This is a genomic window from Neobacillus sp. DHD-1R (assembly GCF_057747995.1).
This window is the reverse complement of the sequence record NZ_CM173232.1, coordinates 1,695,170-1,710,966: the sequence shown is the minus strand read 5'-3', so window position 1 is coordinate 1,710,966 and position 15,797 is coordinate 1,695,170. Positions and strand designations below refer to the sequence as shown.

Here is a 15,797-nt window from a genome sequence, read left to right as displayed (position 1 = left end):
CTCACAGGAGTTGCTGTACAAAAAACAGTATCTCCCCGAGAAGGAAAAATATGCACCTGTCCACAACCATGGACAGATGCATAAATGTCGAAAAATGCAATTAAATCATGAGACTCTTAGGTTTTTTAGATGGAAAAAATTTTCTTTTTTTAACTATACCATCTTGTTAAACTCTTTTCGTAATCTTTTGATTATTCTCTTTTCTAATCTTGAAATATAGGATTGGGAAATACCCAGCATATCAGCGACATCCTTCTGTGTCTTTTCTTCCCCATTTGTAAGACCAAACCGCAGCTCCATAATTTGCTTTTCACGGTCTGTAAGCTGGTGTAAGGCCTTTGTTAACAACTTTCGGTCAACGCTTGCTTCCAGGTCCTTTGTGATGATATCATCATCGGTTCCCAAGACATCTGATAATAATAGCTCATTTCCGTCCCAATCAATGTTTAATGGTTCATCAAAGGATACCTCTGACCTAGTCTTATTATTTCTTCGTAAGTACATTAGAATTTCATTTTCTATACATCTAGAAGCGTATGTAGCAAGTTTAATTTTTTTCTCAGGGTTGAAGGTATTGACAGCCTTAATTAATCCAATCGTTCCAATGCTAATTAAATCCTCGATATTAATACCGGTATTTTCAAATTTTCTCGCAATATAGACAACAAGCCTGAGATTTCGTTCAATTAAGATGGATCTTGCTGCCTTATCACCACCCGGCAGTTTCTTCAATAACATTTCTTCTTCATCTTTGTTCAAAGGAGGCGGTAATGCTTCGCTTCCGCCGATATAATAAACTTCATCCGTTTTTAGGCCTAATTTCATTAACAGTTTATACCAATAGTAGGATAAGCGAAGTTTCCAATTTTTCATGTATGTTCCTCCTTCTAAATTATCATTTATCTGAGTATAGTATATTAACTTACCTTCACAGTTCCTCCTTCAAGCTTAGGCCCCGTCAACATTTTCGGATGGACAATACATTGAAAAGCATCATCTGCTGAAAGTGGCTGCATCGTAAAAGATACAAGACCCTTTTCACATAAATATTGAACATCGTTATGTTCGATTAAAATAGAATCAGGTTTTATGGCAACAATAAGCTGATGCTCCTGTCCCACTACTCTGCACGGAATAATCCTTAGCCTATGGCGCCATTGATCCGGTATTTCTTTGTTGCCCATTATCAAGGGTTCCGGATCAGCAGCAGCTATCTCTCTAATTAATTCCGGAACGGTCTCCATTTGATTTTTAACAGAGACAAACATAACAGGTTGCTTTGACAATGGATCATACAGTTGGTTTCCACTATCTACCAATCCCTTAAACACTAAGCTATCACCTTCGATATCCAGTTTCACATTGACAATCTGGTCGAATTGGATTCTGGTCATCTCCATACTTTCTACATTTTTTCTTGCAAAGTGCCAGGCAACCGGAAAGCCAATGAGGACAAAAAGCCAACTAATCGGATCCCCAAACCCCTTTACACTGGACATTAGAACCTTTGTTGACAACACTAAATCCGATTGAATAAAATAATGAGCACCCATAATGGCTCCGCCAATTAAAAATGTTGAAACATATAACGTCATTAATGCTTTAAAGAAAAAGGTGAACCGCTTAAATCCAAAGGCAATTAAGACCATTAGAATCGAACAAAAAAGTTTTGAAATAGGGTGGCCGGAATAGACATTTAATGGTGTAAACGATAATAAAATAATCAATGACCCTATAAATCCACCGGTGAGTATTCTCCATAGACGTATCCTTCTTTTTAAAAATATAGCTGTTAAATAAAGGAGAAGGCTATCAAATAATAAATTAAGAGCCCAGATTACATCTAAATATACAGACAAATACGCATCCTCCTTTAATTTCGCTCCCCGATATGTCATACGGTCATTCTATTCTTCTGTTTACGAAAAAGTATAACGTACTTTAATAGCGGAAGTGTGTCACTTTCTGTAATCAAAAAAACAGAAATTTTGTCATATTAAAGAAAAGCGCATGCGCCCTGTTCAGCGGCGTATGGCCTCCTCGGAAAAGCTAACGCTTTTCCTTCGTGCGATGCCCATGCTGCCGACGCCTTCCTTATGGAGCGCTCCAGCTGAGATAAGGTGAAACTTCAATCAGCGAATGTTCTTCTCGCTGATTGTTAGTTGAGCCGATCGGGTTCTTACGGGCAGTTGAGAATCTACTGCCCGTTAAACGCGATAAACGAAACACGAAGAGCCGGAGGTGCATTCGTGCTTGACTTATCGTAGAGCGAAGGACACTAGCCGCTAGGGTGCTCCTCGGAAAAGCTATCGCTTTTCCTTCGTGCGAAGTTATGCTTCCGAAGCTTACTCTTATGGAGCTGGACAATTCTCAAAGATTTATACTTTCTTATCCTATAAAAAAGGCATAGTTCCAACTGGAACTATGCCTTTTATCAGATCATTATTAGAATTATATTTTGAAAATAAAGCTTCTCTTGTTTAGTGCATTTCTCTAAATCAGTACTTTCGCTTTCTGTTTTTATCTTCTCCGATTACGGTTACGAAGGAAGGTTGGAATATCTAATGTATCTTCTTGTGATACATTTGTGTTCCGAACAGGTTCCTGTGGTGCCTCTTCACGTTTATGCTCTCTTTTAGCAGTTCCAACAGCTGGTTTTGGAGCTTGTCCGAAAGAAGGACGAGTTACTTTTGGCTGTGCCAGCTCTTCGTTAAAACCAGTGGCAATAACCGTAACAATAATTTCATCTTTTAATGCCTCGTTAATAACAGAGCCAAAAATCATGTTTACTTCTTGATCTGTGGCCGTTGCAACGATATCCGCTGCTTCTTGAACCTCATAAAGACTCAAATTGGACCCACCAGTAATGTTCATCAACACACCCTGTGCCCCATCAATGGAGGTTTCTAATAGAGGTGAATTAATTGCCTTTTTAGCAGCTTCTGTTGCACGGTTTTCTCCAGCTGCAACACCAATACCCATTAAAGCAGACCCTTTATTAGACATGATGGTTTTTACATCAGCGAAGTCTAAGTTAATTAATCCTGGGGTTGCAATTAAATCAGATATACCCTGTACACCTTGACGGAGTACATTATCTGCCTCACGGAATGCCTCAAGCATTGGCGTGCTTTTATCAACAATTTCAAGTAGTCGATCGTTCGGAATAACAATAAGAGTATCGACTGCTTCTTTCATCGAACCTATTCCACCCGATGCTTGATTTGACCGTTTTTTTCCTTCGAAAGTAAACGGACGTGTTACAACACCCACAGTTAAGGCACCAAGGTCACGAGCAATCTGGGCAATAACTGGAGCAGCACCAGTACCTGTTCCTCCGCCCATTCCTGCAGTTACAAACACCATATCTGCACCACGTAGTGCTTCCTCGATTTGTTCTTTACTTTCCTCTGCAGCCTTTTTTCCCACTTCTGGATTAGCACCTGCGCCAAGACCACGAGTAAGCTTTGCACCAATCTGCATTTTTACTTCTGCTTTTGATAAATTTAAGGCTTGGGCATCTGTATTAACAGCAATAAATTCAACACCTTGAACTCCATGTTCAATCATACGATTTACCGCGTTATTACCTCCGCCGCCAACTCCTATTACTTTTATTGTTGCAAGAGAATCTAAATTGGTATCAAATTCTAACATGACAAATCCTCCTAATTCGTCGATTTTCCTTTTCGATTATTCGAAAAAGTAACCAAGGAATTTTTTTACTTTTGATGACATCTTTTCTTCCGGATGTTTTTCTATTTTTGCTTTAGGTTGATGTTGTTTTGGTACTCTTTTTTCGATTGGCTCAGCCACTGCAGAGGTTGACCCCTTGGTTCCTCCTGGCAATCTAGCATTCTTGTATGCATATTTAATTAAGCCAACCGCTGTTGTGTATTGAGGTTCTCTTACACCAATATAGTCAGGTGAAGCAATACGAACAGGATTTTGAAACATATCCTGGGCAAGCTCCAAAACTCCTTGCATCTTTGAAGTTCCGCCCGTTAAGACAAAACCACCTGGTAAATCATTCACACCTAGACGCTTCAATTCGTTAGCAACCAGTTCTAAAATTTCTTCCATTCTAGCTTCAATAATTTCAGATACATAGAGTTGGTTGAATTGTTGATGCTGATCGCTGCCGATAATTGGTACGCTGAAGAACTCATCTTCTGAGGCGTTGTCATAGAAGGCATGTCCATATTTCACCTTGATATTTTCCGCATTCTCAGTTGAAGTGTGCAAGACTTTGGAGAGATCATTTGTGAGAAGATCCCCGCCAACTGGTAACACACTTGTTGCCTTTAAAAATCCTTCTTCAAATACAGCTATTGTCGTTGAGCCACCGCCAATATCAATTAGGGCAACCCCCAGGTTCTTTTCATCCTTTGATAAAGCGAAATCCCCTGCTGCCAACGGCTGTAATATAATGTCTAAAATTTCAAGACCAGCACGTTCTACACAGCGCAATGTGTTAATGATAATCGATTTTGATCCCGTAATAAGAGTTCCATCCATTTCTAAACGAACGCCTATCATCCCACGTGGATCATTAATTTCATCCTTACCATCTAAAATAAATTGCTTTCGAATAACACCAATATTTTCTCTTTCTGGAGGGATTGACCCAACATGTGCTGCTTCAATGACACGAATGACGTCCTCATTCGTAATTTCTCGGTTTTGGCTTGAAACAGCAACTATACCGTGACAGTTCTGAAGCATGATGTTGTTGCCGGAAATTCCGACGACCACTTCTCGAATCTCCATCCCTATCATTCTTTCCGCCTGCTCAATTGCCCGCTTGATAGAATGAACGGTGTCGTCCATGTCAACGATCGACCCTTTGCGTAAGCCTTCTGATTTCACATTGCCAACACCAATTATATTTAACGAGTCTTTACCCGAGTCATTGACCATTTCACCAATGATAACCTTTACACTGGATGTACCGATGTCAAGACTAACATATATTTCATTGCTGTTCATTCTTTGGCACCTCCTTTTAATCTCCTTAAGTTGAACAACAATTCATTTGTTCAGTAACAGTTTCATAGTCATTATCTAATAAAATTATTCGTCACAACTACATTTTTCCCTTTAAAAAAATCAACTTTTTTCTATTTTTTCTTTGTTTGTTGACCATTTTGTCAATAATATTCGTCTTATAACGGCAATATTCTGAAACAATCTGACACCAAACGCAAAAACCGCTGCTAAATACAAGTCTACACCAAGATGAACACCGAGAAAAGCTAAACTTGCAGCTAACATTATATTAAAAAAGAAACCTGAAACAAACACCTTTTCATCATATATATTTTGCAGGTATGCCCTGATCCCGCCGAAAAGTGTGTCGAAGGCTGCAAGAACAGCAATCGACAAATAATTGGAATATTCTTCAGGAATGCGAATCTCTGTCAGTAGACCGAGAATGATTCCGATTACTAAACCCATAAATGGAAGCCACACTAAGAGCCGCCCCCTTCTTTGATCGGTTCCATATACTTTATACGAATAGAATTATCATATTCCGGAATGATCGTGTTGGGATTCGGTGCAGAAACGGTAAGTCTCAAGCTCTCAGTAAAAAATTCATCCCTGGCTTTTGAAACTTTCATCCGATTAGATAATTTTTCAGCAGTACTCATATCATCCACGCCTACTTTAATTTCGATAGGTAAACTCTTAAGTGTATGTCCATCAATTTTTGTTTCCCCATTGATATCCCTAATGACAGTCGTATTAATGGTTCGTTGACCATCAATCGCTACATACTTTGCTTCATACATGTATAACTCATTCAATAATCTTTTTAAAAGTTCTGGAGCTATGACCTTCGTCACTGGAGCACCCAGCTGTACATCCTCTATAACCGGATCAATCTGCAACGTAATGCCTGGGCCAGTAACCTCGGTTAGTCCTGCTTCAATTTTCAACTCTTGTAATGTATCCTTAAGCGCCTGTTCCTTACTTTGCTTTCGTTTAGATTCATAGGCCGATAGTTTTTCCTCATTCGAACGAATTTCACTTAATAAATTAGACTGAGTTTCTTTTTCTTTTAATAAGGCCTCACGTAACTGCCAGACGTCACGTGTGTCACGTTCGACCGGCTTTTTAACCGTTTGGAATTGAATCGCAACCATGAATCCCAGCAAGGTCGCGATCAAGGTTATACTTAAATTTATTTTCGGCTTGTCCACTTTTCTCACCCAACCTTATTATATATTCCGAACGTGGACACAGACTAGCTGCCTAAAATGGGGTTTAGCATAATTTCATTTTCTTTTTCCAATGTAAAAATAAGATTATCATTCACTAATTGGTCCTTCACTCCTTCGGTAAGGTTTAATGAGGATGAAAGGACGTCTGGGTCACCAATTGCTGTAATAACAAATGGTGCAGGATATGGGACACCGTCAACCGTTATGACAGGCCCGTTACAAACAATATAAGAATGACTCGTCAGCCTTTGCCCATTTATAGCAACAGCCGCAGCACCGGAGATATAAAGCTCATTCACCACTTTAAACACATGTTGTTCATGAACAAGATAGTTATTAACGTTATCTTCATTTGGGTCATATGCTCCGTCAGAAAGTGTAACCTTTACACCTTTTCCTTTTACTTTCACCTTGCCAAGAAACATCCGATATTTTTCAGCATCTTCGGCGAGATTCAGATAAACCTGAGCTTCTTTTGCAAGATCTTTTTCATTTTTAAGGACTTTGTCTTGCTTTTGATTTAATTCCTTTTGAAGCTTTCGATTGGTCTCCTCTTGGTCAATCAGCTGATTTCTTAATGCAAGCGTCTTTTCATACTGACTGCCTGATAATTCCTGCTGCTTTTCATTTTGGCTTTCTATTTGGGTCAAATGATAAGAGATGGCAAGCATAAATCCCAGCACAAGGAATACAAGGGACAAGATAAAATGTCTACCCTTCACCTTAATCCTTTTCAACTTTTTCTTCCTCCACTTCCGGTTCAAAAGCCTTAAAATATGAACCTACTTCTAAATCAATAATCCCCTTTTTGTTGGGATCTAATTGACTTATGATTGAAGGATAGTGCACCATCTTTTCCGAAAAACTTCTAAGAGTCGCACTTACCTCAAAGCCATCATTCATGTATAAGGAAATATGATACTGATCAGTTTTTTTCGGAGAATAATGAATTTCAGAAATGGAGTTTAAAATTTCACTTGGAAGTTTTTCTAACTCTTTAATCATTAGAGTAAGGACTGCGCCTTCTTTAAAATCGAAAAGAATCGGAGAGTTAACTGGGATTATTTCCGTTTTTCTATCTGTTAAGATTTTTCCATTTTCCATAATTGGAAGGTAGTTCTTAACCTTTTTGAGATAGGCTACTCTTTGATGCTCTTGAACCTGTATTTGAATAGTATTAGGCCAATGAATCTTTATTTCTGCCTTTTTTATTTCAGATAAACTCTGTAGTTTTGAAGCAATTTCACTTTTTTTCACTTTCCAAATATTTGTATTTTTCGTTATGCCACTTGCTTTCACTATTTCCGAATCGGAATACATTTCATTCCCATTAACAGTAATGTTCTTAACATGACTTAATGGTGATTGAGAATATGCGATAACAACAATCATTGTAAAAAACAATATGAGCAGAAGTACAAGACGTTTATTCGCTTTACGCCGTCTTTGCTCCTTAAGTTTTGGAATTCGATCCTCAAGAGCAACGATTTTACCTTTTTCCATTCTCTATTCCTCCAAAAAAGAAAAGCGTAAACGCCCATGGGCGCTGGTGCTAAACAGTACTCAAAGTACAATGATTAAAACTTGAACACTGGTAGCTGTTGCCCTAAATAAACAATATGCTTGTCCTTTAACATGTTCTTGGTTACCTTGAAAAGAGGAACAACGGCACGAAAATTCATGCCGTCACTCATTTTCTTCCTTATTTCCACCTATAATAATATCAGTAATTATAACACAATATTTGTCATTCGTATGAGATTTCTTACAAGAAAAGTAAGTTTTCCAGTTAGAAAAAATCGAAGTTTTTTTCTATTTTCGTCCAATTATCTCTACTTCTGTTTCCATCCTTACTTCATACTGGTTAAAAATGGTATCCTTGACATACTGAATTAAAGCAAGGACATCCTCGGCAGTGGCATTACCGGCATTAACAATAAAATTGCCATGCATTTCTGATATTTTTGCTCCACCAATACTGTAACCCTTTAATCCTGCAGTCTCAATCAATTTCCCTGCATAATGTGGAAGCGGATTTCGGAAAATACTCCCTGCACAAGGAAAGTTCCATGGCTGTGTTTCTTTTCGATAATCCTTATTTTTCTGCATTTGCGCAACAATAGCGGCTCGATCACCCTTTGCAAGTTGAAACACAGCTTCAACAACAATTCCGGGGCGTTTTTTTTGCAAAATAGAAGTTCTGTATGAAAATTCCATTTCTTCGTTTGAAAGCCACTCCATTGACCCATCATCAAACAAGATATGTGCTTTAGTTAAGATTTTGCTAATATCGGAACCATGTGCACCAGCATTCATATACACCGCTCCACCTACTGAACCAGGTATTCCACTGGCAAACTCTAGGCCTGATAGTCCCTTTTTACTAATTAATGTAGATAGACTGACAAGCGAATGGCCCCCGCCAACTGTTATTTCTGTTTCATTTATCTCAAGATGGTCAAGTCCAGAACCGAGTTTTATAACTGCTCCTTCGATTCCTTTATCAGAGACCAATAGATTTGACCCTCTGCCAATCGCCCGCCAACTAAGGTGATGTTTTTCAATGATTGTCATTACCTGCTTTAAATTCCCCACCGATGAGGGCTCGACAAAAAGATCAGCAGGTCCGCCTATTTTTATGGTTGTATGATTAAGAAGAGGTTCTTTTTTTTTCACTTTCCCAATATTTAAATTTTGCAATTCCGTTACAATCGCGTCCATTTTACCACCCTAACTTTTCAAGATGCGTTTATCTTTAGTCTATGCTAAGAATTCATTTGGGCTACCTTTGATTTGCACTGATAAGCTGTTTCATTACTAAGTAAAGTCTGTTTGCAGAATCCGGTACACCCATTTTTTTTGATTTACTTTTCATTTCCTGTAAATGATCTTTATTTAAAAGAATTCGATCAATGTGCTCCACCAGACTATTATTATTTAAATCTTTTTCTAAAAGTAATTCCGCCGCACCATGGTCACTTAATGACCTTGCATTTTTCTCTTGATGATTATTGGTTACATATGGGCTTGGAACTAAGATACTTGGAATACCGAGTGAAGTTATTTCTGCAAGTGTCGTTGCTCCAGCTCTTGATACTACTAAATCTATCCCGGCCAAAACTTCCGGCATGTTATGAATAAATGGTTTAATCACGACATTACTCGGATTTCCGACTAATTCTACTTCCTTTTTGACATCCTCAAAGTGAACATCACCGGTAATATAAAGGATTTGATATGGTTTTTCTGCCAATTCAGACAGAGCTTTAACCACTGCTTCATTGATGGGTCTTGCACCACGACTCCCGCCAAAAATTAATACTGCAGGCTTAGTTGTACTTAGTCCAGCAGATAAACGCCCTTTTATTCCATCCTTACCAATTACTTCAGATGCACGAGGATTTCCCGTAAAGACGACCTTTTCACCAGGAAAATAGTCCTTTGCCTCTTCAAAACAGATGGCTATCTTATTTACATATCTGCTTAAAAATTTATTGGTTAGTCCAGGGACACTATTTTGTTCATGAATAATGGTAGGAATTCGAAGGCTGGAGGCAGCATAAACAACCGGCCCGCAAACATATCCACCCGTTCCAATAACAATGTCAGGCTTGAACTCTTTTAAAATTTGTTTGCTGTCTTTCACTCCCTTTAGAAAACGAAAAATGGTTTTTACATTTTCAAAGGATAGTTTTCTTTTAAATCCAGTGATGTGAATAGATTGAAAAGCTATATTTTCGCGAGGAACAATTTTACTTTCTAAACCATTGTTTGTACCGATATATAGAAACTCTGCCTCATTGTTTTCTTTTTGGATTTCTCTAATTAATGCAAGCGCAGGATAAATATGGCCGCCTGTCCCGCCGCCACTTACTACTATTTTCATTTTCTCACCTCTAAAAAGTTGCTAAACACATTCTACTATAAAAACAATAAGAAAAAAGCGAAAGAAAAAAGAATGTTATGTAAATGTAATGAAACCATTAATAAATGGAAGTAAATCCAATTATTTAACCTTTAGGGAATAGCACTTATGAAATAAAAAGAACCCTGCTAAGGAAACAGGGAATCATTTTTACAATCTGGAATAACGACTGATATTAAGGAGAACACCTATGGCCATTAACATTAAGGTCAAGGAGGAACCCCCATAGCTTAAAAATGGCAATGTAATACCCGTTACTGGCATAAGTCCTGTTACAACACCGATATTAATCATTACCTGAATGGCAACCATAGCGATAATGCCAACTGCGAGGAAGCTGCCATATAAATCTGGTGCACCAAGGGCGATACGAATCCCTCGCCATAATAAAAGCGCAAATAAAAGCAAAATGAACGAGCCGCCAATAAACCCTAGTTCTTCTGAGAGAATCGCAAAAATAAAGTCTGTCTGGGGTTCTGGTAAGTAAAAAAACTTCTGTCTGCTCTCACCCAGACCCAGTCCAAATAACCCACCCGGACCGATCGCATATAGTGATTGAATGATTTGAAAACCACTTCCTAGAGGATCGGACCAAGGATCTAAAAATGAGGTTATCCTCTTAATACGATACGGTGCAGAAGCAATCAACCCAACAAACCCAGCTACCCCTATTAACCCAAGAAAGGCAAAATGACTTATTCGTGCACCAGCAATGAAAATCATCACTACGCAGGTCCCCATCATGACAGTACCTGTTCCTAAATCAGGTTGCAGCATAATCATGGCAAAGGCAACAAAGGCCAGCCCTAGTGAAGGAATCAACCCCTTTTTAAAAGAGGTAATGACCTTTTGCCGCTCAGAGAGATATTTGGCTAAAAATGCAATCATGGCCAGTTTCATAAATTCAGAGGGTTGGATTGAAAATGCACCCACTCCTATCCAGCTCCTTGAACCATTTCGAACATTCCCGATTCCTGGAATTAAGACGAGAACTAACAGGACAAAACAAACGATTAAGATTGTCTTGGCCCAAGTCCTCCAGGTCCAGTAATTGATATTCATAATAAAAAACATGGCTGCTATTCCTACCCCGGCAAATAGGGTTTGCCTTTTTGCGAAGAAAAAGGAATCTTGGAATTTATATTCAGCCCATATAGCACTTGCACTGTACACCATAATGAGCCCTATTGCCAGGAGCGTGAAGGTTACAATCATTAAAATAAAATCGGGAGTTGTTCTCTTAGTCGGCACCACTATCCACCTCAACTGCAAGTTTTAGGGCTCCGCACATTTAGCTGAACTCAATTATTGACCAGCTCTAGTGCCCAGCGGCTAGTGTACTTCGCTCTTCCTGGTACAAGCCCTTACTTAAGCTTATGCACCGCTTCGATAAAAATGTCTCCTCTGACTTCAAAACTTTTATATTGATCCCAGCTCGCACACGCTGGAGACAATAGGATGACGTCACCTGATTCGGAATATCGATAAGCTTCTGGCACTGCCTTTTCAACATTATCGACACGGCTGATTATTTTTATTCCAGCAAGCTTACCCACTCGCTCAAGCTTGGGTGCTGTTTGGCCAAAGGTAATCAATCCTTTAACATTTTTTAGATAGGGTAGAAGTTCATCAAATTCATTGCCGCGATCAAGTCCACCTGCAAGTAAAATGACTGGAGCATTAAATGCAGCTAGCGCAGTGCTCGTTGCCAAAATATTCGTCGCCTTTGAATCATTATAAATTCTTCTTCCATTTACCACATCAACATATTGCAAACGGTGCCTGACACCCGTAAATGTGCGCAGCACCTCTTGAATGGCGCTATTTTCGACGCCGGACAGTTTAGCGGCTGCCATTGCTGCCAAGATGTTTTCGAGGTTATGTACCCCTGGTAAGGCAACTTCGGTCGTTTGGATAATTTGTTCCTTGTTAAACATAAGCCAGCCGTCTTGAATATAAGCTCCTTCTGCGAGATCCTTCTTTGCAGAAAATGGAATCATTCTTGCTTTAGAGTTACGAGCGATCTCCATGGTTTCTTCTTGGTCTGCATTAACGATTAAATACTCAAGTTCTGATTGATTTTTTGTAATGTTTGCCTTCGCTTGAATGTATTCCTTTCTTGTACCGTGATAATCTAAATGGGCATCAAAAAGGTTTGTGATAATCGCGATTTTCGGATTAAAGGTTTCAATTCCCATCAGTTGGAACGACGACAATTCAATCACGATTGTATTTTCCTTTGTTGCTTCTTGGGCAACACCAGAAGCAACCGTTCCAATGTTACCGGCTATTAACGGTTGTTTCCTTCCTTCTTTTAGCATTTCAAAAACAAGTGTTGTAGTTGTTGTTTTCCCATTTGTTCCAGTAATACCAATAAACGGAGCCTCTGAAATTTGATACGCTAGCTCCACTTCCGTAATGACAGGGATTCCCTTTTCAAGTGCTCCAGCAATCATAGGATTGTAATAAGGAATACCTGGATTTTTTACAATTAGTTCGAACCCCTCATCCAGCAGCTCAATCGGATGTTCGCCGCATATCACTTTTATCCCCTGCTCTAATAACCCTTGAGCTTCAGGATTTTCCGATAATGGCTTTTTATCATTAACTGTAACAAATGCTCCAAGCTTATGTAACAGGGCCGCTGCGGTTACACCGCTTTTGGCTAAACCAAGGACAAGTATTTTTTTATAACGATAAGATTCAATCTGTTTCATTTATAACCACACCTCAATATAGATACCCAGTATCGCAAATATTAACCCAACACTCCAAAACGTTACTACCACTCGCCACTCTGACCACCCAATTAATTCATAATGATGATGTAATGGACTCATTCGGAAGATTCTTCTTCCCGTCGTCTTAAAGGATGCTACTTGAAGTATAACTGATAATGTTTCGATAACAAAAACACCACCAATAATAATAAGTAGAATCTCCAGCTTTGTTAGTATGGCAATTGCAGCAATTGCCCCTCCAAGTGCAAGTGAGCCTGTATCTCCCATGAACACTTTAGCTGGGTGCGCGTTAAATACTAAAAATCCTAACACCGCCCCCACTACTGCTACTGAGAAAATAGCAATTTCAAATTGGTTTTGATTCCAAGCCAAAACTGCAAATGCCCCAAAAGCAATCGCCGCGGTGCCTGACACTAATCCATCGAGACCATCTGTTAAATTGACCGCGTTCGAGAATCCAACCAGCCAGAAAATGATCAAAAATACATATGACCAGCCTAAGTCGAAAGAGTAATCTCCAAACGGTAATTTGATTTCAGTTGATTGCCCAGTGTGTTTATAGATAAGATAAAATATTACAGATATAATAATTTGACCTAAAAGCTTTTGTCTTGAGGTTAAACCTAAATTTCGTTTCAAGACAACTTTTATGAAATCATCCAAAAAGCCGAGCAGCCCGAATCCAAAGGTCACAAATAAAAGTAAAAACGCTGTAACCGGGGTTTGCTCTGAATATTTTCCGATCATGACCAAGGTGGTAATGATTATGGAAAACAAAATCATGACACCACCCATTGTTGGTGTTCCTGATTTTTTTTGATGTGATTTAGGACCTTCCTCACGAATGCTTTGTCCAAATTTCAATCTTCTTAAGAAAGGAATAAAAATCGGAGAAAGTAAAACAGAAATTAGAAAGCCCATTATAATTGTGAAAAAAATAACTTGCTCCTTCATTTTATCCCCTCCCCTTTATATCGTTGGTGCCTTTATTCTTCAATTGATCTAGCATCGAAGCTATATCATATGTTTGTTTATTTTTATTAAGAAGTTTTTTATTTGATAAATTAAAGTTAGTTATCTCCATGTGCTTATTCGTTTCTCCATCTAATTTTTCGCTATATAGTTTTACAATCTTTTTTATTGCCTCTGCCTGATCTGTCGTAAAAAAAACTGGGAAATGGCTTGGCGTATACCGTGGCAGCTCTTGTTCAGAATCCCAAATGACTGCAATTGCCCCATTGGCAATCGCATCTAAGAGTTCACCGGACTCCTCAAAGGTCGGCACAAATAAACCTTTGGGTTGAACCACATTGGCCTGATCAGCCACGGTATAAAACAAGATATCGTCCTGAATTCCTTGTTTTTCTTGAAACAATCCTGCCAAGTCTTTTAAAGCTAAAAACATACCTATCTCCCCTCAATTGCTTCCCTGGCCACAAGCCGATCATCAAAATCATGTACATCGCTGCCCATGATTTGATACGTTTCATGACCCTTTCCAGCAATTAAAATGACATCTCCAGCCGTCGCTTGACGAACAGCTGTATAAATGGCTTCTTTTCGATCAGGTATGACCTGATAGAATTCCCCTTGCACACCTGATTCCATATCTTTCAGTATGGCAATTGGATCTTCACTCCTCGGGTTATCAGAAGTAAGGATCGGATTTGTTGCCAAACGACAGGCAATTTGAGCCATTAAAGGACGTTTTGTACGGTCACGGTCACCACCGCAGCCGATAATGACAAATACCTTTTTCTCGGCAAAATGCTGAATCGTTTTCAACACGTTTTCAAGACTGTCTGGAGTATGAGCATAATCAACAATGACAGTAAAATCCTGGCCTGCATTTACTAGTTCAAATCTTCCAGCTACCCCTTCAATGCTCTCAATGGAATGAATAATTTCGTTAATTCCAATTCCTGAGACTAAAGCTGCTGAAATGCTGGCTAAGACATTATAAACACTGAATTTACCAATTAACTGCATTTCAATAGGATAGATGATGTCTTCCATAACCAAATCAAAATGTGTGCCTTTTGGCGTCATTTGAATATTTTTTGCCTGAATATCTGCCTTTTGATCAATTCCGTATGTAACTACATGTGCAGCCGTGGAACGTCTATACATTTCTGAAGCAGGGTCATCAGCATTTAATACAGCAAATTTAGCCCTTTTATGATCGAAGGTATTGCCAAGTTGAGCAAACAATAAGCTTTTGGCGCGCTTATATTCCTCCATAGTTTTATGATAATCAAGGTGGTCTTGTGTGAGGTTAGTAAAAACAGCAACATCGTAATCACAACCATGAACCCTTCCTAAATCAAGGGCATGTGAAGAGACCTCCATGACCGCTAAACTTACACCAGCATCAACCATTTGATGAAACGTTTTTTGCAGGGTGAGACTTTCTGGAGTTGTATTCTTCGTTTCAATTGTCTTGTCTGCAATTTTCGTATACATCGTGCCTATCAGGCCCGTTATTTCCCCGGCATCCGCGAATATTTTTTCAATTAAATGACTCGTCGTGGTTTTGCCATTCGTACCGGTTATACCAATTAAACGCAGGCTTTTTGTTGGCTGCCCATAAAAAGCATCCGCGAGCACTGCCATGGCTCTTGTGGTATCGTTGACAATAATAACAGGAACATTTAATTTTAATGGTCGTTCAGCAAGGATTGCTGCTGCACCATTTTGAACGGCAGATTCCGCAAAATCGTGACCATCCACAGTGTAACCCTTAATACAGATAAATAAGCTCCCTTTTTGCACCTTCCGATTATCGTTTTCGATGGTTGTAATTTCCGGATCTTCTCCTTTATAAGGAAGAATTGGATGCAAACACTCAAGCAGCTTTTGTAGCTTCATTTCTCTCAAATCCTCTCATTACCAAACATAGCAAATTAC

At 39.0% G+C, this 15,797-nt stretch carries 15 protein-coding genes; all 15 read right to left on the bottom strand.

The features are described 5' to 3' along the window. Nucleotides 1–153: 153 nt before the first annotated feature. The 15 genes from sigE to AC3ANL_RS08150 all read right to left on the bottom strand — a co-directional run bounded on the left by sigE (nt 154) and on the right by AC3ANL_RS08150 (nt 15,758). Nucleotides 154–873 (bottom strand): RNA polymerase sporulation sigma factor SigE, encoded by a 720-nt coding sequence (sigE, locus tag AC3ANL_RS08220; protein WP_488328740.1) that lies wholly within the window; start codon nt 871–873, stop codon nt 154–156. A 44-nt stretch (nt 874–917) separates the two neighbouring features. Beyond that, a complete protein-coding gene (spoIIGA, locus tag AC3ANL_RS08215) occupies nt 918–1,859 on the bottom strand; it encodes a sigma-E processing peptidase SpoIIGA (protein WP_488328739.1) in 942 nt (313 codons plus the stop codon). Nucleotides 1,860–2,520: 661 nt separating this feature from the next. Continuing rightward, nucleotides 2,521–3,657, bottom strand: coding sequence for a cell division protein FtsZ (gene ftsZ / locus AC3ANL_RS08210; protein ID WP_488328738.1), 1,137 nt, complete (start codon nt 3,655–3,657; stop codon nt 2,521–2,523). 36 nt (nt 3,658–3,693) lie between these two features. Beyond that, complete coding sequence (gene ftsA, locus AC3ANL_RS08205; RefSeq protein ID WP_488328737.1) at nt 3,694–4,989, bottom strand: cell division protein FtsA; 1,296 nt, start codon at nt 4,987–4,989, stop codon at nt 3,694–3,696. A gap of 120 nt (nt 4,990–5,109) precedes the next feature. After that, on the bottom strand, nt 5,110–5,472 hold the full coding sequence (locus AC3ANL_RS08200; RefSeq protein WP_488328736.1) for a small basic family protein: 363 nt from the start codon (nt 5,470–5,472) through the stop codon (nt 5,110–5,112). Further along, the gene (locus tag AC3ANL_RS08195) at nt 5,472–6,203 is read right to left on the bottom strand and encodes a DUF881 domain-containing protein (RefSeq protein ID WP_488328735.1); all 732 of its coding nucleotides are present in this window, start codon (nt 6,201–6,203) and stop codon (nt 5,472–5,474) included. The genes AC3ANL_RS08200 and AC3ANL_RS08195 overlap by 1 nt, the downstream gene beginning before the upstream one ends. 44 nt (nt 6,204–6,247) lie before the next feature. Beyond that, complete coding sequence (locus AC3ANL_RS08190) at nt 6,248–6,961, bottom strand: DUF881 domain-containing protein (RefSeq protein ID WP_488328734.1); 714 nt, start codon at nt 6,959–6,961, stop codon at nt 6,248–6,250. Further along, nucleotides 6,948–7,727 carry a cell division protein FtsQ/DivIB gene (locus AC3ANL_RS08185; protein ID WP_488328733.1) on the bottom strand — a complete coding sequence of 260 codons (780 nt, stop codon included), beginning with the start codon at nt 7,725–7,727 and terminating at the stop codon, nt 6,948–6,950. Before AC3ANL_RS08185 ends, AC3ANL_RS08190 begins: the two co-directional genes overlap by 14 nt. A 309-nt stretch (nt 7,728–8,036) precedes the next feature. Next, on the bottom strand, nt 8,037–8,945 hold the full coding sequence (gene murB, locus AC3ANL_RS08180; protein WP_488328732.1) for a UDP-N-acetylmuramate dehydrogenase: 909 nt from the start codon (nt 8,943–8,945) through the stop codon (nt 8,037–8,039). A gap of 61 nt (nt 8,946–9,006) precedes the next feature. Continuing rightward, the gene (murG, locus tag AC3ANL_RS08175; RefSeq protein ID WP_488328731.1) at nt 9,007–10,110 is read right to left on the bottom strand and encodes an undecaprenyldiphospho-muramoylpentapeptide beta-N-acetylglucosaminyltransferase; all 1,104 of its coding nucleotides are present in this window, start codon (nt 10,108–10,110) and stop codon (nt 9,007–9,009) included. 189 nt (nt 10,111–10,299) lie between these two features. Further along, a complete protein-coding gene (spoVE, locus tag AC3ANL_RS08170; protein WP_488329683.1) occupies nt 10,300–11,364 on the bottom strand; it encodes a stage V sporulation protein E in 1,065 nt (354 codons plus the stop codon). 149 nt (nt 11,365–11,513) lie between these two features. Beyond that, nucleotides 11,514–12,866: a UDP-N-acetylmuramoyl-L-alanine--D-glutamate ligase gene (murD, locus tag AC3ANL_RS08165; RefSeq protein ID WP_488328730.1), complete on the bottom strand. Its 1,353-nt coding sequence runs from the start codon at nt 12,864–12,866 to the stop codon at nt 11,514–11,516. After that, nucleotides 12,867–13,844, bottom strand: a complete 978-nt coding sequence (gene mraY / locus AC3ANL_RS08160) for a phospho-N-acetylmuramoyl-pentapeptide-transferase (RefSeq protein WP_488328729.1) — start codon at nt 13,842–13,844, stop codon at nt 12,867–12,869. A 1-nt stretch (nt 13,845) separates the two neighbouring features. Beyond that, complete coding sequence (locus tag AC3ANL_RS08155; RefSeq protein WP_488328728.1) at nt 13,846–14,295, bottom strand: hypothetical protein; 450 nt, start codon at nt 14,293–14,295, stop codon at nt 13,846–13,848. A gap of 2 nt (nt 14,296–14,297) precedes the next feature. After that, entirely contained in the window at nt 14,298–15,758 is a 1,461-nt protein-coding gene (locus AC3ANL_RS08150) for a UDP-N-acetylmuramoyl-L-alanyl-D-glutamate--2,6-diaminopimelate ligase (RefSeq protein ID WP_488328727.1), read from the bottom strand. Nucleotides 15,759–15,797 lie beyond the last annotated feature (39 nt).